19 protein-coding genes are annotated in these 19,855 nt (G+C 57.6%); 5 read left to right on the top strand and 14 right to left on the bottom strand.

Annotation, left to right across the window (positions count from 1 at the left end):
- The first annotated feature begins 176 nt into the window (after window positions 1-176).
- Window positions 177-3,341 carry a ribonuclease E gene (gene rne, locus U9O48_RS08775; protein WP_324724094.1) on the top strand — a complete coding sequence of 1,055 codons (3,165 nt, stop codon included), beginning with the start codon at window positions 177-179 and terminating at the stop codon, window positions 3,339-3,341.
- A 55-nt stretch (window positions 3,342-3,396) separates the two neighbouring features.
- On the opposite strand, the gene U9O48_RS08770 is transcribed toward rne, so the two are convergent.
- The gene (locus U9O48_RS08770; RefSeq protein WP_324724093.1) at window positions 3,397-4,329 is read right to left on the bottom strand and encodes a LysR family transcriptional regulator; all 933 of its coding nucleotides are present in this window, start codon (window positions 4,327-4,329) and stop codon (window positions 3,397-3,399) included.
- Window positions 4,330-4,438: 109 nt separating this feature from the next.
- On the opposite strand from U9O48_RS08770, the gene U9O48_RS08765 reads away from it, so the two are divergent.
- The gene (locus tag U9O48_RS08765) at window positions 4,439-5,653 is read left to right on the top strand and encodes an MFS transporter (RefSeq protein ID WP_324724091.1); all 1,215 of its coding nucleotides are present in this window, start codon (window positions 4,439-4,441) and stop codon (window positions 5,651-5,653) included.
- A 77-nt stretch (window positions 5,654-5,730) separates the two neighbouring features.
- On the opposite strand, the gene flgL is transcribed toward U9O48_RS08765, so the two are convergent.
- The 11 genes from flgL to flgB form a co-directional block, all read right to left on the bottom strand.
- Window positions 5,731-6,684 carry a flagellar hook-associated protein FlgL gene (gene flgL, locus U9O48_RS08760; RefSeq protein ID WP_282494909.1) on the bottom strand — a complete coding sequence of 318 codons (954 nt, stop codon included), beginning with the start codon at window positions 6,682-6,684 and terminating at the stop codon, window positions 5,731-5,733.
- A gap of 14 nt (window positions 6,685-6,698) precedes the next feature.
- Complete coding sequence (gene flgK, locus U9O48_RS08755) at window positions 6,699-8,342, bottom strand: flagellar hook-associated protein FlgK (protein WP_282494908.1); 1,644 nt, start codon at window positions 8,340-8,342, stop codon at window positions 6,699-6,701.
- 73 nt (window positions 8,343-8,415) lie between these two features.
- Complete coding sequence (gene flgJ, locus U9O48_RS08750) at window positions 8,416-9,369, bottom strand: flagellar assembly peptidoglycan hydrolase FlgJ (RefSeq protein WP_282494907.1); 954 nt, start codon at window positions 9,367-9,369, stop codon at window positions 8,416-8,418.
- Window positions 9,369-10,466 (bottom strand): flagellar basal body P-ring protein FlgI, encoded by a 1,098-nt coding sequence (locus U9O48_RS08745; protein WP_282494906.1) that lies wholly within the window; start codon window positions 10,464-10,466, stop codon window positions 9,369-9,371. The genes flgJ and U9O48_RS08745 overlap by 1 nt, the downstream gene beginning before the upstream one ends.
- A 12-nt stretch (window positions 10,467-10,478) precedes the next feature.
- Window positions 10,479-11,177 carry a flagellar basal body L-ring protein FlgH gene (flgH, locus tag U9O48_RS08740; protein ID WP_282494905.1) on the bottom strand — a complete coding sequence of 233 codons (699 nt, stop codon included), beginning with the start codon at window positions 11,175-11,177 and terminating at the stop codon, window positions 10,479-10,481.
- Between the two features lie 57 nt (window positions 11,178-11,234).
- A complete protein-coding gene (gene flgG / locus U9O48_RS08735) occupies window positions 11,235-12,017 on the bottom strand; it encodes a flagellar basal-body rod protein FlgG (protein ID WP_282494904.1) in 783 nt (260 codons plus the stop codon).
- 11 nt (window positions 12,018-12,028) lie between these two features.
- Window positions 12,029-12,784 carry a flagellar basal body rod protein FlgF gene (locus U9O48_RS08730; protein WP_282494903.1) on the bottom strand — a complete coding sequence of 252 codons (756 nt, stop codon included), beginning with the start codon at window positions 12,782-12,784 and terminating at the stop codon, window positions 12,029-12,031.
- A gap of 20 nt (window positions 12,785-12,804) precedes the next feature.
- Window positions 12,805-14,013 carry a flagellar hook protein FlgE gene (flgE, locus tag U9O48_RS08725; RefSeq protein WP_285150777.1) on the bottom strand — a complete coding sequence of 403 codons (1,209 nt, stop codon included), beginning with the start codon at window positions 14,011-14,013 and terminating at the stop codon, window positions 12,805-12,807.
- 25 nt (window positions 14,014-14,038) lie between these two features.
- Window positions 14,039-14,749: a flagellar hook assembly protein FlgD gene (gene flgD, locus U9O48_RS08720; RefSeq protein ID WP_282494901.1), complete on the bottom strand. Its 711-nt coding sequence runs from the start codon at window positions 14,747-14,749 to the stop codon at window positions 14,039-14,041.
- Window positions 14,750-14,760: 11 nt separating this feature from the next.
- A complete protein-coding gene (gene flgC / locus U9O48_RS08715; RefSeq protein ID WP_282494900.1) occupies window positions 14,761-15,165 on the bottom strand; it encodes a flagellar basal body rod protein FlgC in 405 nt (134 codons plus the stop codon).
- A 3-nt stretch (window positions 15,166-15,168) separates the two neighbouring features.
- Window positions 15,169-15,585 (bottom strand): flagellar basal body rod protein FlgB, encoded by a 417-nt coding sequence (flgB, locus tag U9O48_RS08710; protein ID WP_282494899.1) that lies wholly within the window; start codon window positions 15,583-15,585, stop codon window positions 15,169-15,171.
- Window positions 15,586-15,743: 158 nt separating this feature from the next.
- Between flgB and flgA the strand changes: the two genes are divergently transcribed.
- The 3 genes from flgA to flgN all read left to right on the top strand — a co-directional run bounded on the left by flgA (window position 15,744) and on the right by flgN (window position 17,216).
- Window positions 15,744-16,403, top strand: a complete 660-nt coding sequence (gene flgA / locus U9O48_RS08705) for a flagellar basal body P-ring formation chaperone FlgA (protein ID WP_282494898.1) — start codon at window positions 15,744-15,746, stop codon at window positions 16,401-16,403.
- Between the two features lie 92 nt (window positions 16,404-16,495).
- On the top strand, window positions 16,496-16,789 hold the full coding sequence (flgM, locus tag U9O48_RS08700; RefSeq protein ID WP_282494897.1) for a flagellar biosynthesis anti-sigma factor FlgM: 294 nt from the start codon (window positions 16,496-16,498) through the stop codon (window positions 16,787-16,789).
- Window positions 16,790-16,793: 4 nt separating this feature from the next.
- Window positions 16,794-17,216: a flagella biosynthesis chaperone FlgN gene (gene flgN / locus U9O48_RS08695; protein ID WP_282494896.1), complete on the top strand. Its 423-nt coding sequence runs from the start codon at window positions 16,794-16,796 to the stop codon at window positions 17,214-17,216.
- 59 nt (window positions 17,217-17,275) lie between these two features.
- Here flgN and murJ read toward each other — a convergent pair whose 3' ends face one another.
- Together murJ and U9O48_RS08685 are read right to left on the bottom strand one after the other, a co-directional pair.
- Window positions 17,276-18,811, bottom strand: a complete 1,536-nt coding sequence (gene murJ / locus U9O48_RS08690) for a murein biosynthesis integral membrane protein MurJ (protein WP_282494895.1) — start codon at window positions 18,809-18,811, stop codon at window positions 17,276-17,278.
- A 120-nt stretch (window positions 18,812-18,931) separates the two neighbouring features.
- Entirely contained in the window at window positions 18,932-19,855 is a 924-nt protein-coding gene (locus U9O48_RS08685; RefSeq protein ID WP_324724082.1) for a Gfo/Idh/MocA family oxidoreductase, read from the bottom strand.

Genomic DNA, 19,855 nt, shown 5'->3' with positions numbered 1-19,855 from the left:
ATAATTGCGCTGTGTTTCCGTATGAAATACAGGCAACCGACACTTTGCGCCTCTTAAGCGAGCGACAACCGTGAGGTTGGCGACGTCAATAGTCACGAGGCCATCGGTTCAAACCCCGGAAAGCGTCACCTTGCCCGCAGCTTAGTCGTCAATGTAAGAATAATGAGTAAGTTACGATGAAAAGAATGTTAATCAACGCAACTCAGCAAGAAGAGTTGCGTGTCGCCCTCGTGGATGGGCAGCGTCTGTACGATCTGGATATCGAAAGTCCTGGACACGAACAGAAAAAAGCGAACATTTACAAAGGCAAAATCACCCGCATTGAACCAAGCCTTGAGGCCGCATTCGTCGATTACGGCGCTGAGCGTCACGGTTTCCTTCCTCTTAAAGAAATTGCCCGCGAATACTTCCCTGCTAATTACAACTCCCATGGTCGTCCGAACATCAAAGATGTGCTGCGCGAAGGCCAGGAAGTTATCGTTCAGATTGATAAAGAAGAACGCGGCAACAAAGGCGCTGCGCTGACCACCTTTATCAGCCTGGCAGGCAGCTATCTGGTTCTGATGCCGAACAACCCGCGTGCAGGCGGTATCTCTCGCCGTATCGAAGGCGACGACCGTACAGAGCTGAAAGAAGCGCTGGCAAGCCTTGAACTGCCAGATGGCATGGGTCTTATCGTTCGTACCGCAGGCGTTGGCAAATCTGCCGAAGCGCTGCAGTGGGACTTAGGGTTCCGTCTGAAGCACTGGGAAGCTATCCAGAAAGCCGCAGAAAGCCGTCCGGCTCCGTTCCTGATTCACCAGGAAAGTAACGTTATCGTTCGTGCCTTCCGTGACTATCTGCGTCAGGACATCGGCGAAATTCTGATTGATAACCCGAAAGTGCTTGAGCTGGCTCGCCAGCACATCGCGGCGCTGGGTCGTCCGGATTTCACCAGCAAAATTAAACTGTACACCGGTGAAATCCCGCTGTTTAGCCACTATCAGATTGAATCCCAGATCGAGTCCGCCTTCCAGCGTGAAGTGCGCCTGCCGTCCGGCGGTTCTATCGTTATCGACTCCACCGAAGCGCTGACCGCTATCGACATCAACTCCGCACGCGCAACCCGCGGCGGCGATATCGAAGAAACCGCCTTCAACACCAACCTTGAAGCCGCAGATGAAATTGCCCGTCAGCTTCGTCTGCGCGACCTGGGCGGCCTGATTGTTATCGACTTCATCGACATGACCCCGGTTCGCCATCAGCGCGCTGTGGAAAACCGTCTGCGTGAAGCGGTGCGCCAGGACCGTGCGCGTATCCAGATCAGCCATATTTCTCGCTTTGGTCTGCTGGAGATGTCTCGTCAGCGCCTGAGCCCGTCACTGGGTGAATCCAGCCATCACGTCTGCCCACGCTGTAGCGGCACGGGTACCGTTCGTGACAACGAATCGCTGTCCCTCTCCATTCTGCGTCTCATCGAAGAAGAAGCGCTGAAAGAGAACACCAAAGAAGTTCACGCGATTGTTCCGGTGCCGATTGCCTCTTACCTGCTGAACGAAAAACGTGAAGCGGTGAGCGCCGTTGAAACCCGCCAGGGCGGCGTGCGTTGCATTATCGTGCCAAACGACCAGATGCAGACCCCGCACTACTCCGTTCTGCGCGTGCGTAAAGGCGAAGAGACCAGCACCCTGAGCTACCTGCTGCCGAAACTGCACGAAGAAGAGATGGCGATGCCGTCTGATGCAGAGCCTGCAGAGCGTAAACTGCCTGAACAACCGGCGCTGGCCACCTTCATCATGCCTGAAGCGCCTCCGGCTCCAGCCATGGAAAGCGCGCCAGCGAAAGCGGCTGCGCAGAAACCTGCCGCTGAAACCAGCGCCAAACCTGCTGATTCTGGCCTGCTGGGACGTTTCTTCGGCGCGCTGAAGAAAATGTTCGCCGGTGAAGAGCCTCAGCCGGAGCAGCCAGTCGTTGCACCGAAAGAAGAGAAACAAGAGCGTCCGCAGGATCGTCGTAAACGTCAGAACAACCGCCGCGATCGTAATGATCGTGACCGTCGTGATAACCGCGATAATCGTGGTGACCGTGACAACCGCGGTGAGCGCGATAACCGTTCCGACAACAACGAAGGTCGTGAGCCGCGCGAAGATAATCGTCGCAACCGTCGCGAGAAGCCACAGCAGCAAAAAGTGGAAGATCGTGAAATCCGCCAGCCAGCGGGCGATGAGTCTGAAAACACCAGACAGCGTGACGAGCAGCAGCCACGTCGTGAACGTAACCGCCGCCGCAATGACGACAAACGTCAGGCGCAGCAGGAAGTTAAAGTCGTTAACACTGAAGCCCCTGTTGAGCAGGATGCGGATCAGGAAGAACGCGTTCAGGTGATGCCGCGCCGTAAGCAGCGTCAACTGTCGCAGAAAGTCCGCTTCGCCTCTGAACAAGCTGAAGTGGCGACCGTTGAGGCCGCTGAGCCGGTTGTTGAAGCCGCTCAGAACACCCAACTGGCGAAACTGGATCTGCCAGCCGTCGTTGAGTCTGCTGCAGAGCATGATGACAATGGCGAAGCCCGTGATAACAACGGTATGCCGCGTCGCTCCCGTCGCTCTCCGCGCCACCTGCGCGTGAGCGGTCAGCGTCGTCGTCGTTACCGTGACGAGCGTTACCCGACCCAGTCTCCGATGCCTCTGACCGTGGCCTGTGCGTCACCAGAACTGGCCTCCGGCAAAGTCTGTATCCGCTATCCGATTGTGCGTCCACAGGATCAGCAGTTCGACGAGCAGAACGTCGCGTCTGAAAACGTTGAGCCGATGGTTGAAGCGCCAGTTGAAGTGGCAGCCGCCGCTGTGGTCGCTGAAGCCGTGCAGCAACCTGCCGTTGAACCACAGCCGGTTGTTGAAGTGGAGCCAGTGGCAGAGATTCAGCCGGTCGTTGAACCCGCAGAAATCGAAACCACGCATCCGGAAGTGATCGAAGCGCCAGTGGAAGAGCAGCCTCAGTTCATCGCACAAGAAGATGTCGCTGTGGCTGAGCAGGTTGCAGAAGAAGCTGTACCGGCTGAAGCTGCGGTTGAAGCAGAAGTGGTGACAGAAACGGTTGCTGAGCAACCGGTTGAAGTCACTCCTGAACCACAAGCGCCAGCCCCGGTTGCGAAACCAGAGCCTGTTGTTGCCGTAGTTGCTGAGCATCACCACGCCACTGCACCGATGACTCGCGCTCCGGCACCGGAATACGTTCCAGAAGCGCCACGTCATAGCGACTGGGTGCGTCCTGCGTTCGATTTCGATGGTCGCGGTTCTGCAGGTGGTCACAGTGCCACCCACCAGGCAACGGCTCCGGCCACGCGCCCACAGCCTGCTGAGTAACTCGCAGTCATAACGAAAAGCCGACCTTGATGGTCGGCTTTTTTTTGGCCCTGATTTACGGGAGAGGTTTTCGCATTCCGCTCAATTGCGGCATCACCTCGCGCATCATCTCCAGAAAACGCCGCAAGCGCGCCGGATAATAGCGTGACCATGGGTATACCAGATGCACCGGAAGCGGCGCGGGCTGCCAGTCGGGCAAGAGATGCACCAGCCTCCCGGCTCGAATATCCTCCTCCACTGTCCAGCTCGACACCACCGCCACCCCTAATCCATTCAGAGCCGTGTTGCGTGTGACGTACAGGCTGTCGGTGCTCAGACGCGGCGAAATCGCCACGCGCGCGGGCTGCGGGGAAACCCCATCGAAGAGTTCAATATGTTGCTGGTAGAAGGTGTTTAGCGCAATCCAGGGGAGTGCGCTGAGGTCGTCTGGTTTCTCGGGTACGGAATAATGCGCCAGCAGCGCCGGTGTGGCGACCACACAGCGCGGAACCTCCGCCAGCAGAACCGAGACCGTCGCCGGGTCGATCTCCGCCCCCACGCGGATCGCGCAGTCGATGTTATCGCTCAGAAAATCGACCGAACGGTCATTGAGCTTCCATTCGACGGAGAGCTGCGGGTAGCGCTGCAAAAACTGGCACAGCGGCGTGAGAAGCTGCTCCTGCCCAAACGCATGTGGCGCTCGCACGCGGAGCGTGCCGACGGGTTCATCCTCCGACTGCCCCACTTCATCTTCCAGCGCCAGCCAGCTGTCGATCACCTTTCTGGCGTGTTGATAACACCGCTCACCGTCGTCCGTTAGCTTAGTGGCGTGGGTGGTGCGCAGCAGCAGACGCACGCCGAGTAAGGTTTCCAGGGACTGCAGGCGACGGCTGACGGTCGCCTGCGTGGTGCCCAGCTGACGCGCAGCGGCAGAAAGCGAACCCGATTCCACGATACGCACAAAAGTACGCATCAGCTCAACCCTGTCTATACGCTCTGTTCGTTTCATTTTTATTCTGGCTATACGTTTAACGTATAAACGTTTTACCACTCCGCTGGCTACCGCCTCAAGCGCGAATGCACAAGAATAGCCTCACTCCATGAATGAGGACCACCGAATGAACACCACGACTCTCGCCCATGCCACCCGCCGCTGGATGATTTTTATTCTCGCCATCGGCGCCGGTTTTAGCGTGGCATCGATTTACTACGCTCAACCCCTGCTGCCGTTGATGGGTGCCGATCTGCATCTGAGTATCGAAGGGATGGGTCTGGTCCCTACCCTGACGCAGACGGGTTACGCCCTCGGCATCCTGTTCCTGCTTCCGCTCGGCGACCGTCACGATCGGCGGACGTTGATTCTCATCAAAAGCGCGGCATTGGCGCTGTTTCTTCTGACCTGTAGCCTGACCGGGCAACTGCACTCGCTCCTGCTGGCGAGCCTGCTGATCGGCATGGCCGCCACTATGGCGCAAGATATCGTCCCGGCCGCGGCAATTCTGGCCCCGGAAGGTCAACAGGGCAAAACCGTCGGCACGGTGATGACCGGCCTGCTGCTCGGGATTCTGCTGTCACGTACGGTGAGCGGCGTCGTCGGTGAAGCCTTCGGCTGGCGCGTGATGTATCAGCTGGCCGCCGCGAGCATTGCGCTGATCGGCGTGGTGATGTGGGCGGTGCTGCCGCGCTTTGCGATTCACTCCACGCTCAGCTATCCGGCCCTGATGCGCTCGATGGAACACCTGTGGCGTCGCTACCCGGCTCTGCGCCGTGCGGCGCTGGCGCAGGGATTTCTCTCGATAGCTTTTAGCGCTTTCTGGTCCACGCTGGCTGTGATGCTGCTCGAGCGCTATCACCTCGGCAGCGCCGTGGCGGGCGGGTTTGGTATTGCAGGTGCCGCCGGTGCGCTGGCAGCCCCGCTGGCTGGCGGGCTGGCCGATAAACTCGGCGCGGGCAAAGTGACGCAACTGGGCGCGGCGCTGGTGACCGTTTCGTTTGCGCTAATGTTCCTGATGCCCGCCCTCGGCACTCACGGACAGCTCGTTCTGATTGCCCTCTCCGCCGTCGGGTTTGACCTCGGGCTTCAGTCGAGCCTGGTCGCTCACCAGAATCTGGTCTATAGCCTTGAACCCCAGGCGCGTGGCCGCCTCAATGCCCTGCTGTTTACATTAGTGTTTATCGGCATGGCGCTGGGCTCGGCGTTAGGGAGCAAAGTGTACGCCATGGCAGGCTGGCAAGGTGTAGTGGCGCTGGCAATGCTCTGCGGCGCGGTGGCGATGGTGATTCGCCTGATGGAAAGCGCCCGCGTGTTACACGCCCAGGCACAAAATCAGTAAAAAAAAGCCCAACCTGAAATCGGGTTGGGCAGACAAAACCTATCCAGTTTCAAGATAGGTTCTAAGAGGCTAAAAGATTATTTATTCAGCTGGAACAGCGACATGCCCTGCATATCACTGAACGCTTTGTACGAGGCCTGAAGCGCCGCCTGCTGCATGGTGTAAGACGAAATCGCTGAGTTCCAGTCCACATCGACCAGGTCACTCATCTGCTTCGTCTGACCGAGGGCGCGATCGGCACCCAGCGCATCCAGCTTATCCAGTTCATTCATCTTGGTACCAACATCAGCTAATACGGTCAGGACGTTGTTCTGCGTATTCTTGATACCTACCGCGGAAGCCGCGACGATGGCCCCCTGAGTTTCGGCCGCCGCAGGATCATTGGCGACAGGCACTTTCAGTGCCGCGATGGCGTTATCCAGAATTTTGAACATATTGGTATCACCGTAACCGCCGCCTGGGATCTCTTGCGCGTTGCTGGTGATACTTTCAAATACCTGCTGCCCCGTGTGGCTGACGGACATGTTTCGGGCGGAATCCACCTGCTGAGAGATCGCTTCAGTGCCGCCGGAGTACGCCCCGGTCGCCGAATCGAACGGCGCAGACTCGGTTTTGTAGCCCGCGAAAATGTAGCGTCCATTACCATCGGTGGAGTTGGCCAGGTTCATCAGCTGATCGCGAATCCCCTGTAAATCCGTCGACAGGGAGAGACGGTCATCGTCGCTCAGCGTGCCGTTCCCGGCATACACCAGTTTTTCTTGCGCGCTGGTGATAGCCGTATTCACCTGGCTTAAAACGTTATCTTCCAGCGAGACTTTCTGCGAGGCGAAGGTACGTGCCAGCGCAAACTGGCTGTTCTGAGCCTGGGCCTGCGACAGGACAACCGCCTGTGAAGCCGCAATCGGGTCATCAGAAGGGCGGTTCACACGCTTGCCCGTCGACATCTGTTCGCCATATCCCAGCCATTTGCTTTGGGAGTCCGTGATCCCACGCATATTCTGCTGGTACATCATTTGGGTGCTAATACGCATTGTTGACCTCGGCCTTAGCGAATATTAATTAACGCATCGAAGAGCGTACTGGCAGTTTGCAGAACCTGCGCATTCGCGAGGTAATACTGCTGGAAACGCTGCAGGTTGCCATATTCTTCGTCGAGGTTAACCCCGGAGATAGACTGCTGCTGATTGCTTAACTGGGTGACCACGTTGCTCTTGGTCGCCGCGCTGATTTTCAGTGAATCCGTGGTGCTGCCGACGGTACTGACCAGCGCTGCGTAGGAGTCGTTGAAGGTTTTATTTCCGCCGACGGCTTTGGCATTCTGCAACGCCACCAGCGCTTTACCGTTCACGTTATCACTCTCACCGCCCGTCGCCGAACCGGCCATCGCCAGTTTGGATTCGTCGCTGATGAGCAGATCCATGTTCACGATCGCATCGACGACCGGTTTCACCGTGAAGCTGTCTTTGTTGGCCGCCGCGCCGCTGACATTGACGGTTAAACCGTCGAAGGTCATGTTGCCGCTGCCATCTGGCGTCGCGGTAAACGAGGTTTTGTCAGAGCTGCGCGTCACGGTCCAGTTGGAGCCGTTATATTCGACCTTATAGTCAGTCGCCTGCACCTTAGTGCTGTCGGTAACCGTCGCGGTCATGCTCGCGCCCGGCATACTGTTTTTCGCGTTGCCGGTGACAGCCGGAGAGCCGATGCTGAACAATGCGCCGCCTGCATCACCGTTGGCGTCGAAACCTTTTTCGTGCTGCTGGTTCATCGAATCCGCAAACGCGAGTGCCAGTTGGTTCAGGGAGTTACGCGCTTTATCCAGATCGTCGTTACGGAATGAAATCAGACCGCCCAATGAACCGGTAGTCAGCTCTTTATCAGGAATTTGGATATTGCCCGCAATGGGATCGACAAACGCCACGGTGGTACGCGCAGGATCCGCGTTCGATGGCACGGCCGCGAGCTGATTGGCTTTGCTGCCCTGCACCAGGTTGTAACCGTTACCGAAGGAGACGTTGTAGGTGCCGCCGTCCTGAACCGCGACTTCCACACCGACGATCTGGTTCAGTTCGCTCACCAGCTGATCGCGCTGATCGAGCAGGTTGTTTGGCGAAGCGCCTGCGCCGACGCCGGTCAGACGGGAGATCTGATCGTTCAGATTCGCAATCTGCTTCGCATAGGTATTGATCTGATCGACGCTGGTCGCCACCGCGGTATTCACCTGGCGGTCCTGATCGCGAAGATACTGGTCAGTGGTTTTGAACTGGTTCACCAGGCCATCGGCTTTCCCGAGCACAGTCTGGCGCGCCGCCGGATCTTCCGCGTTGCTCACCAGCGTTTGCATGCTGGTAAAGAAATCCTGCAGCGTGGCTGAAAGGGAGTTAGTGGTATCAGACAGCACGTCGTCAATTTTCGACATCTGCTGATAACGCGTGGTCAGGCCGCTGCTCTGGGTCTGGGCCGCACGCAGCTGGTTGGTGATGAATGAATCGTATTCGCGCTGCACGCCGGAAACATAAACGCCATTGCCAACCCAGCCGCCGCCGGTCAGGGTACTGTTCGCTGCACCCAGCACCGTGGTCTGGCGGGTATACCCGGCCACGTTATAGCTGGAAATGTTGTTACTGACGGTATTCAGTGCCGACTGTGCCGCACTGAGGCCACTCATGGCGCTGTTAATCAAACTGGACATTGAGGTTCCTTGTAAACTTTCAGACACGAGTCCTGATAAGGATTATCGACACCGCGCGCTCAAACTTGAGCCCTTAGAACAGATTTTCGATATCGGTGCTATAAGCCTTGCTCACTTTCTCGCCCATCGCTTTAAGCTGTTGAATCATCCCTGTCAGCTTGCGGGCATACTGCGGATCGGTCGCGTATCCGGCGTTTTGTAACGCCTGTGCGCCCTGCTCCGGCGTTGCGGCCTGCGTCACCGCGGCATAGCGCGGATTGCGGCTCAACAGCCCAACATAATCTGACAAGGCTTCGAGGTATGAACTGTAAACACGGAATTTGGCTTTGGTTTTCACCGCCGCGCCGTTTTCATATTCCGTGGTGGTGATCTCTGTGGTCGGCCCCTTCCATCCTGGCGTCGCTTTCACGCCGAAGATGTTAAAGCTCGGCTCGCCGTTTTCACGGCGAATCTGGCGTTGCCCCCAGCCGGATTCCAGCGCGGCCTGCGCCAGAATCAGGTGATGAGGCACCCCGCTCTGCTCACTCGCCAGACGTGCCGGGAGCGAAAGTTGTGCGAGGAAGTCTTTGCTGTCGCCAGACAGCGGTTCATCGCTCGGCCCGGACGGTTTCGGCATCGCTTTGCGTACCATCTGCGTCACGGCCTGGTTCTGATAGCTGGTCACCGTTTCAGGGTCAAACTTCATTGGCACTTGCCGGGACAGGGTTTCAGTCTGGATCCCCTGCGCCTGCTCCATCTGTTTGACGATCATATCGGCGAAGCCCAGCCCTTTCCCGGCGGTCATCTGCTGGGCAATCTGTTGGTCATACATGCTGGTGTAGAGCCGCGTCGAATCGCTGCTGAACATTCCGTCTTTCGGCAGCGCATCACGCATGCTTTTCAGCATCATCTGTACAAACATCCCTTCCGCCTGGCGGGCGACCGGGCGGAGGTTGGCCGCCGGGTCAGTGCCTGCTTTGGCTTTCAGGTCGTTGAGCGACTGGGCATCCCAGGCCGCACTAGTCAACAGCTTGCTATCACCCAGCATTAGATGATTTCCAGTTTCGCGCGCAGGCATCCTGCACTTTGCATCGATTGCAGAATCGACATCAGATCCATCGGTGTCGCACCCAGCGCATTCAGCGCCCGGACCACGTTGTTCAGGTTGGCGCTGGAACGCACGCTTTGCAGCGAGCCGCCGCTCTGGCGAAGATCGATCTGCGTTTGCGGTGTCACGACCGTCTGACCGCCGCCAAATGGCGTATCCGGCTGGCTGACGTTGGCCGAGCGGTTGACGCTGATTGAGAGGTTACCCTGTGCAACGGCGCAGCTGTCCAGCGTCACTTCGCGGTTCATGACCACGGATCCGGTACGCGAGTTGATGATCACTTTCGCGTCCTGGACCGGCACGTTAACTTCCATATTCTGGATATCCGCCAGCATACGTACCTGATTGCTGCTGCCGCTTGAGGTGCGGATCTGCACGGTACGGGCATCCAGCGCTGTGGCGCTGCCAAAACCGCGGCTGCGGTTGATGGTGTCAGCGATCTGCTGCGCCATGGTGAAGTCTTCGTTGTTCAGCTGCAGGTTGATGGTGTTCCCGGCGCCAAACTGCGTCGGCAGTTCACGTTCGATGATCGCACCGTTGGTGATACGTCCGCCGTTGAGCTGGTTCACCTGCACGCTGCTGCCGCCCGCCGATGCACCCGCACCGCCGACCAGAATGTTACCTTGCGCCAGGGCATACACCTGACTGTCCACGCCTTTCAGCGGGGTCATCAGCAGCGTACCGCCGCGCAGGCTTTTGGCGTTACCCATCGAGGAGACAACCACGTCGATGGTCTGCCCCTGGCGCGCAAACGCCGGGTAGGATGCGGTAATCATGACCGCCGCCACGTTTTTCAGCTGCATGTTGGTGCCCTGCGGGACGGTGATCCCGAGCTGGGACAACATGTTGTTCAAACTCTGAGTGGTAAACGGCGTCTGGGTAGTCTGGTCGCCCGTTCCGTCCAGGCCGACCACGAGGCCATAGCCAATCAATGAGTTTTCACGTACGCCCTGTACACTGGTGAGATCGCGAATGCGGTCGGCCTGGGCGCAGGTCGCGACCAGGATCAACAGCATGGCGAAGAGGGATTTAAACATGGGTCACCTCGCTTACATCGGCGATAAATTAAGGAAGAAGCGTTGCAGCCAGCCCATATTCTGCGCTTCATTGATGTAGCCGTTACCGACGTACTCAATGCGCGCATCCGCCACCTGGGTGGACGGTACGGTGTTGGTGCCACTGATGGTGCGAGGGTTAACCACACCGGAGAAGCGAATGAATTCAGTGCCCTGGTTAATGGCGATCTGTTTTTCACCCACCACGTGTAAATTGCCGTTCACCAGAACCTGGTCGACGGTCACCGTCAGCGTACCGCTGAAGGTGTTGCTGGCGTTCGCGCCGCCTTTGCCGTTAAAGCTGTTGCCGCCAGAAGCGTTCACATCGGCACGCGCATTGCCAAACAGGCCCTGCAGATAGCGCGGAACGGTATCAAAGCCGAAGTCGGTTTTGCCGTCGCGGCTGGCGTTCGCCGAGGAGCTTTTGCTCGCGCTGACGTTTTCCTGCAGCGCAATGGTCAGCGTATCGCCCACGTTACGCGGACGACGGTCTTCAAACAGCGGCTGATAACCGTAGTTAATCGGCTGCGCTGACTGGAAAATGGAGCCGTTTACCACCGGCGTCGGGCCGGGAACGGGTTGGGCGGTAGTCGCACCCTCTACCAGAGGTTTTGACGGGATCAAGGCACACCCGCTGAGGGTAACGGCCAGGACAGTCAGTATTGGATAACGAAAAACCGCGTTTTTTTGCATTGCCTTCATCTTCGAAAACAGGGAGCCGGTACGGCGGAAACCGTACCGGACTACACCTTAAAGTTGCGTCAGTTTTTGCAGCATCTGGTCGGTCGTCGACACTGCTTTGCTGTTAATTTCATACGCGCGCTGAACCTGGATCATGTTCACCAGCTCTTCCGCCACGTTGACGTTAGAGGTTTCGACATAACCCTGATACAGCAGACCTGCGCCATTCAGACCCGGCGTACTTTCATTCGGGGTACCGGAGGACTGGGTTTCGGTGTAGAGGTTCTCACCAATACTTTCCAGACCGGTATCGTTCATGAAGGTTGTCAGGTTCAGCTGACCCACCTGAACAGGCGCGGCCTGCCCCTGCTGAGTCGCGCTCACGATGCCATCACGCCCGATAGTAATGCTCAGGGTGTTCGCCGGAATGGTGATCGCAGGCTGGATCTGATAACCGCTGGAGGTCACCAGCTGACCATTCTGATCGACCTGGAAAGAGCCGTCGCGGGTATAGGCTGAGGTTCCGTCAGGCAGCTGCACCTGGAAGAAGCCCTGGCCTTTGATCGCCACGTCTTTGCTGTTGTTGGTCTGGGACAAGTTACCCTGGCTGTGCAGACGTTCGGTCGCAACCGGACGCACACCCGTACCAATCTGCAGCCCTGACGGCAGCGTGGTCTGCTCGGACGACTGCGCGCCCGGCTGACGAATGGTTTGATAAAGCAAATCTTCGAAGACGGCACGCTGACGCTTGAAACCATTGGTGCTCACGTTCGCCAGGTTGTTGGCGATCACATCCATGTTGGTTTGCTGCGCGTCGAGACCCGTTTTCGCGATCCATAAAGAGCTGATCATAAGAAATCCTGTTAACTCATAGACAGCAGTTGGTTAGCACGGCCTTCGTTTTCATCGACGCTGGTGATAACCTTCATTTGCATTTCGAAACGGCGGGCGTTGGCGATCATATCGGTCATGGCTTCAACCGGTTTGACGTTACTGCCTTCCAGTACGCCGGACATCACGCGAATGCTCGGGTCCGCCTGGAAGGTTGGGCCACGCGTGGTTTGCGCCTGTGCGGATGGACGGAATAAGCCGTCATCGCTGCGTACCACTTCCTTATCCTCGGCTTTCACCAGCTTCAGTTTCCCCACCGGGGCCACCGTGTTCGCCGGATCGCCAGGGTTCAGGGCCGATACTGTCCCGTCCGCCGCAATCGTCAGCTGCGATCCTTCCGGAACCGTCAGCGGGCCCGCTTCGCCCATCACCGGACGTCCCTGGATCGTCAACTGACCCGCCGCATCAACCTGAATGTTACCGTTGCGGGTATAGCCTTCAGTGCCATCAGCCGCCTGTACCGCCAGCCAGCCGTCCTGTTGCATCGCAACGTCCAGCGGGCGAGAGGTGTAATCCAGCTGACCAGGGGTCATATTGGCACCTGGCGTAGAGGCGATAACCAGCGTACGCGTCGGCAATGTCAGCCCCTGGACCGGCACCGCGCGCAGTGCATTCAGCTGCGCACGAAAGCCCGACGTCGAGGAGTTTGCCAGGTTACTGGCCGTTACTGCCTGCTGATTTAACGTCTGGCTGGCAGCGCCCATCGCCGTATATATTGCGTGATCCATGACATCATCCCGTTAGACGATTAACGCAGGTTGACCAGCGTGTTGAGGATCTGATCCTGGGTTTTGATGGTCTGCGCGTTCGACTGGTAGTTACGTTGCGCGACGATCATGTTCACCAGCTCTTTACTCAGGTCGACGTTGGAGGCTTCCAGCGCGCCGTTGGTCAGGGTACCGAAGTTACCGGAACCCGCCGTACCGAGCAGCGCCACGCCAGAGGACTGGGTGGAAGACCAGACGTTGTCACCTTCAGATTTCAGACCTTCGTTGTTGGCGAAGTTCGCCAGCACGATCTGGCCCAGAACCTGAGTCTGTTCGTTGGAGTAGTTACCCACAACGGTGCCGTCATCGTTGATCTGGTAGCTCACCAGGTCGCCCGGCTTGTAGCCGTTCTGGTTGGTTGCCACGATGTTGTTCGCGCCGGTGTTCTGCTGCATGGAGTTCGCAAAGTCCAGTGCAAAGGTCGCCGGTGTCGCACCAGGCATGGTCGCCGTCGTGACGTTAACTTTGCCACCGCCGGTCAGAACACCGTTGGCGTCAAAGGTCAGCGTGGTGGCTGTTGCGACAGGGCTACCTGCTACGCTGCCATCCTGGGAATAGACCTTCCAGCTGTTCGCGGCAGTGTCTTTGACGTAAAACAGGTTCATGTTGTGCGCATTACCCTGGCTGTCAAAGACAGTGATGGTCCCTTTTTTGTTGTAGGAATCCGGGTTGGTCGCATCAAACGGGGACACGGACGGCACGGCATCCGTGGAGTTCAGGTTGATCTGCTGAGACGCGTTGGTGGTGGACTTCGCCGCCATCAGCGTAGTCGGAATGGAGATCCCCTGCGGGTTCGCACCGGTCTGAACCGTTGGTGGCGTCCCGGCAACCGGATAGCCGGTCAGCTGCAGACCCTGCATGTTGACCAGGTTACGGTTTTCGTCCAGCTTGAACTGGCCGTTACGGCTGTAAAACACAGAGCCGTTTTGGTCGACCATACGGAAGAAACCGTTCTGGCTGATCGCCACATCCAGCCCGCGGCCAGTGTTAGTGGTGGTACCGTCGGTAAAGTCCTGGGTGATGCCCGCAACTTTAACACCCAGACCCACTTTAGAGCCGGCAAACATGTCTGCGAAAGAGGCTGAACCGGATTTAAAACCATAGGTCGCGGAGTTGGCAATGTTGTTGCCAATGACGTCCAGGTTGGTGGCCGCAGCATTCAGGCCGCTGACCGCTTGAGAAAAGGCCATGACTTACTCCTGATAATGTTAAGTCTTAAATAATCTGTCGAACTTCGTCGAGTGTGGTGGTGCCAGAAGTACCCAAATCCAGTTTGTTGCCATCAGAGCCACGAGTCACACCCTGCACCAGAGCGAACTGCAGTGGCTGAGCCACCAGCTGAGTCGATCCGTTGCTGGCAGAAATCGCCACTTTGTAAGAACCGTTAGGTGCCGTGGTCCCGTCAGTCAGGCTGCCATCCCAGGTAAAGGTATGGACGCCCGCTTTCAGATCACCAATGTCGATAGTGCGCACAACCACACCGTCTTTGTTGGTGATGGTGGCGGTGACTGTATCGGCCGGCTGTTGCAACTCAACGCCAAATGGCGTGGTTGTGGTGGTGCTGCTTCCCTCGGCGCCGCTGGTCCCAGCCAGAATGGTGGTCCCAGGGATCATCACGCCATGACCGATCAAGCTCGCAGCCTGCAAAGACTGGCTGTTGTCGATCTGGCCTGAGACAGAACCCAGCGTAGTGTTAAGTTTTTCGATGCCGCTCACGGTACTGATCTGCGCAAGCTGCGTGGTCAGTTCGTTGTTCTGCATCGGGTTGGTCGGATCCTGGTTTTTCAACTGCGCAACCAGTAACGTCAAAAAGCTGCTCTGTAAATCGGCAGCGTTATTCCCGGTTACCGAGCTGGAGCCGGCGGAACTACTCGCGCCGGTAACCCCAGATGTGGTCGGGTCATTCATATTGACGGTGATGGACATGGGCGTTTCCTTTACTGACCGAGAGTAAGCGTTTTGAGCATCATGCTCTTCACGGTATTGAGCACCTCAACGTTCGCCTGGTAGCTGCGCGACGCTGACATGGTGTTCACCATTTCGCCGACCACGTCGACGTTGGGCATCTTGACGTAGCCGTTGGCATCCGCCAGCGGATTGCCTGGCTCGAACACCAGTTTGTCCGGCGCCTGGCTCTCAACCACATCCGCCACTTTCACGCCGCCGGTTGCCGCGCCCGGCGCAGCATTGACCTGAAACACGACCTGTTTGGCGCGATAGGGCTGACCGTCGGGTCCGGTCACGCTGTCGGCGTTCGCCATGTTACTGGCGGCCACGTTCAGACGCTGGGACTGCGCGGTCAGTGCTGAACCCGCGATATCAAAAATGTTCAGTAAGGCCATAAATTAGTTGCCCCCCTGCAGGACGGTCTTCATGCTGTTGATCTGTCCGCCGAGAACGGTCAATCCCACCTGATATTTCAGGCTGTTATCGGCAAACTGGGTGCGCTCCCGGTCCATATCGACGGTGTTACCGTCCAGGGATGGCTGGTCGGGAATTCGGTAAAGTAAATCCGTAGAAGGCGCAGTCATTGCCTGAGCGGGAATATGGCGTGAAGACGTCAGCGCAAGGGAAACACCCGTCCCTTCCGCCCGTCCGCGATCCATCACTTTTTTAAGCTCACTGGAAAAATCCATATCGCGCGCCTGATACCCTGGGGTATCCGCATTCGCGATGTTAGAGGCCAGGACTTCCTGCCTCTGGGCGCGCAGATTGAGCGCTTCCTGTTGAAAACGTAACGCGGCGTCGAGTTTATCGAGCATGTCTCCTCCGCTGATGGCGAAATTTCAGCATGTAGCTTAAATCTCAACCCGTCCGCTTTATCGACGGAATAAACGCAAAATGCGTCGCTATTTGTTGCGTTGATAGGAAACCCTAAAGGGTAGAATTGTGTTAAATCCAGGAACCGCGGGAATTTGAGATGCTGACGTTTAAAAGTGGCCTTGCCGCAACCCTACTGCTGTTAAGCCCCCTGTCACAGGCCGCGGATCTTAACGCCCAGTTGAGCGCATTTTTTGCCGAGAAGCTGGCCGGGGTGAGCGATGACGTGACGGTCACGGTGAAGACGCAGCCTAATCTTCTTCCCTCCTGTGACCAGCCTTCGTTCAGCGTCAGCGGCAGCGCGAAGCTGTGGGGCAACGTGAACGTGCAGGCACGCTGTAATAACGAAAAACGTTTTTTACAGGTGGTGGTTCAGGCGACCGGCAATTATGTTGTCGCCGCTCAGCCGATCTCCCGCGGCAGCGTTTTACAGCCCGCTAACGTGGCCTTAAAACGGGGCCGTCTGGATGAGCTTCCACCGCGGACGATGCTTGATATTAATCAGGCACAGGACGCGGTCAGCCTGCGCGATGTCGCGCCAGGTCAGGCCATTCAGCTGTCGATGCTGCGCCAGGCATGGCGCATTAAAGCCGGGCAGCGCGTGATGGTGGTAGCAAACGGAGATGGCTTTAGTATTAATGGTGAAGGCCAGGCGTTGAACAACGCTGCGGTCGCCCAAAGCGCCCGAGTAAGGATGTCTTCAGGTCAGGTGGTGAACGGAACCGTCGGAAATGATGGGATTATTCTGATTAACCTATAATCTTTTTAAAGATTTCACGGCGGCTGCCGATAAATATTCAACAAATGATGATGTCAGGCGCCCACGCCGCGAACCTCTATGAGGACAACACTATGAGCATTGATCGTACATCGCCCCTGAAGCCGGTTAGCACTGTACAACCTCGCGAAACGACCGACGCGCCAGCCCTTAAAGCGCGTCTGGAAAAATCGTCCACGGCCAACAGCACCAGCGTCACCTTAAGTGATGCGCAGTCCAAACTGATGCAGCCGGGGACTAACGATATCAACATGGAACGCGTCGAAGCGCTGAAAACCGCGATTCGTAACGGCGAACTGAAAATGGACACCAGCAAAATTGCTGATGCGCTGATTCAGGACACGCAGAACTTCCTTCAGAGTAAATAACCGTATGAGTCGACTGTCAGAAATATTGGATCAAATGACGGTAGTCCTGAACGATCTGAAGACGGTGATGGATGCCGAGCAGCAGCAGTTATCCGCAGGCTACGTTAGTGGCAGCGCTCTGCAGCGCATTACTGAAGATAAAAGCTCGCTGCTGGCGACTCTGGATTATCTGGAGAAGCAACGTCGTGCGGAGCAAGACCCGCGACGCAGCGCCAACGACGATATCGTTGAGCGCTGGCAGACCATCACGGAAAAAACGCAGCACCTGCGCGATCTCAACCAGCATAACGGCTGGCTGTTAGAAGGGCAGCTTGAACGTAACCAGCAGGCGCTTGAGGTGTTGAAACCTCATCAGGAGCCGGGACTGTATGGCGCAAATGGCCAGACATCCAGCTCGCGCGGTGGTGGGAAGAAGATTTCGATTTAATCGCCCGAGCGATTAAGCGGGAAACGGGGAGCACCAGCAGGTGACTCCCCTTTAGTCGTTTATGCCGTGCGACGAGCGAACTCTTTTACCTTAAAGCCCAGCACGGCGAGTGTCGCGAAGTAAGCCACAATCCCCACAACCACCACCGCCATCAGGCGCAGCAGACGATACGGCATGGTGCCGAGCGACCATTCCGGCATGACGTACATCATGCCCACCAGCGCCGCCGCCATCACCACGACCGCAATCAGCAGGCGAATCAGGAAACTCATCCAGCCCGGCTGCGGCGTAAAAATTTTCTGCTTACGCAGCTGCCAGTACAGCAGACCGGCATTCAGACACGCCCCGAGACCAATCGACAGGGACAGACCGGCGTGTTTCAGCGGGCCAATAAATGCAAGGTTCATCAGCTGGGTCATCACCAGGGTGACAATCGCAATTTTGACCGGCGTTTTGATGTCCTGACGGGAATAGAAACCCGGTGCCAGCACTTTCACCACAATCAGCCCCATCAGGCCGACCGAATAGGCCACCAGCGCGCGCTGGGTCATCAGGGCATCAAAGGCGCTGAATTTTCCGTACTGGAATAAGGACACGGTTAAGGGTTTCGCCAGAATCCCCAGCGCCACGGCGCTTGGCAGCGCCAGCAGGAAGCACAGGCGCAGGCCCCAGTCCATCAGGCGGCAGTATTCATCGTGATTGCCGCTGGCGAAGCTGCGCGACAGCGACGGCAGGAGAATCGTCCCCAGCGCCACGCCCAGCACGCCGGACGGGAACTCCATCAGACGGTCGGCGTAGTACATCCACGACACGGAGCCGGAAACCAGGAACGACGCGAAAATGGTGTTGATGATCAGAGAGATCTGGCTGACGGAAACGCCGAGAATGGCCGGGCCCATCTGCTTGATGACGCGCATCGCCCCCGCATCGCGGAAGTTAATGCGCGGCAGGACCAGCATGCCAATCTTTTTCAGATGCGGAAGCTGGTACGCCAGCTGCAGCACGCCGCCGACGGTCACCGCCCACGCCAGAGCCAGCACCGGAGGATTAAAGTGCGGCGCGGCAAACAGAGCAAAGCCGATCATGCTGACGTTTAAAAACGTCGGGGCAAACGCCGGAACGGAGAAGCGGTTCCAGGTGTTGAGGATCGCCCCCACCAGCGAGGCCAGGGAGATCAGCAGAATATAAGGAAAGGTAATGCGCAGCAGCTGCGTCGTCAGGGTGAATTTTTCCGCCGTATTGGCAAAGCCAGGTGCCGTCACCATGATCACCCAGGGCGCGGCCAGCATCCCAATGACAGTGACGACCGCCAGGGCCAGCGTCAGCAGGCCCGCGACGTAAGAGACAAACACGCGGGTCGCGTCTTCGCCCTGCTTACTTTTGTACTCGGCCAGGATCGGCACAAACGCCTGCGAAAACGCCCCTTCGGCGAAAATGCGGCGCAGCAAATTAGGGAGTTTGAACGCCACGAAGAAGGCGTCCGTTGCCATCCCGGCGCCAAAAACCCTGGCCACAATCGCGTCGCGCGCAAAACCGAGCACGCGAGAAAACATGGTCATCGAGCTGACGGCTGCCAGCGATTTTAATAAGTTCATTAACGTGAATTTCCACAACCACACGGCAAAACGCCTGCATAGCAGGCGTGAAAAGTGCGCTTAGTCTACCCGTATTTAAGCGAATTACTATCCGCAGATGTTACAGGGATTAAACTGTTTTTATTCGCTCATCGCCTCGCGCCAGAGCTTGTCCACGATGCGCTGGGCCAGGATTGCCTGTTCGCCCGCTGTTTCAGGAACCGTCTGATTTTGCACGCACTCAATGAAGTGACGCGCACAACCTGCAAAGCCGCGCTGCTCGAGCGTGCTCTGCCAGCCAGGGACTGGACGTGCCACCACCCCGCTGCCTTTTTCCTCACGCCATTCGCGCATATCGGTGACATCAATCAGTGCGCCATCGGTCACGGCCTGCACGGACTCGCGCTGGCTGCCCGCACGACGATGCATGCTGGTCGTCACCTGCAGATGCTCAAACGCAAAGTGATGCTCGGCATAAACCATCTCACCCTGATCGTTGGTTTGCAGGGTCCCGCTTTTCAGTTGCGCGTTGCCGTTGGTCAGCCACAGGGCGGTATCCACCACGTGGAGATAATCGTCCAGCAGGGTAAAACGCAGATCGTTCGGGCCAATGCTGTCGGTGCGGTGCTTGTCCATGCGCAGCGACGCCGCCGCACCGAGCTGAGCTTTGAGGTCCTGATACAGAGGCGCAAAGCGACGGTTGAACCCGACCATCAGAGTCAGATTTTTACGCGCCGCCAGCTCAATCAGACGCTCGGCGTCCGGCACGTTTTCCGCCAGCGGTTTGTCGACGCAGACGTGAACGCCCGCGTTGAGCAGTTCGCTCACCACCTGATAGTGTGTCGCCGTCGAGGTGTGAACAAAGACCGCGTCGCAGTCGCGCGCCAGATCCGCCATGGACGTAGCATAAGGGATGCGCCACGTATCGCACACCCGCTGCGCTTTTTCGCGCGTTGGCGACCATGCGCCCTGCAGCGTCCAGTCGGTCGCCGCGCCGAGAACCGGCAGCCAGGCTTTTTGCGCGATCCCGCCCAGACCGACCACGCCAATGCGTAATTTACTCAC

The sequence above is a fragment of the Lelliottia sp. JS-SCA-14 genome (genome assembly GCF_035593345.1).
Taxonomy (GTDB): domain Bacteria; phylum Pseudomonadota; class Gammaproteobacteria; order Enterobacterales; family Enterobacteriaceae; genus Enterobacter; species Enterobacter wanjuensis.
Note: the sequence above shows the minus strand (reverse complement) of the source record. Positions and strands in the feature narration are given on the sequence as shown.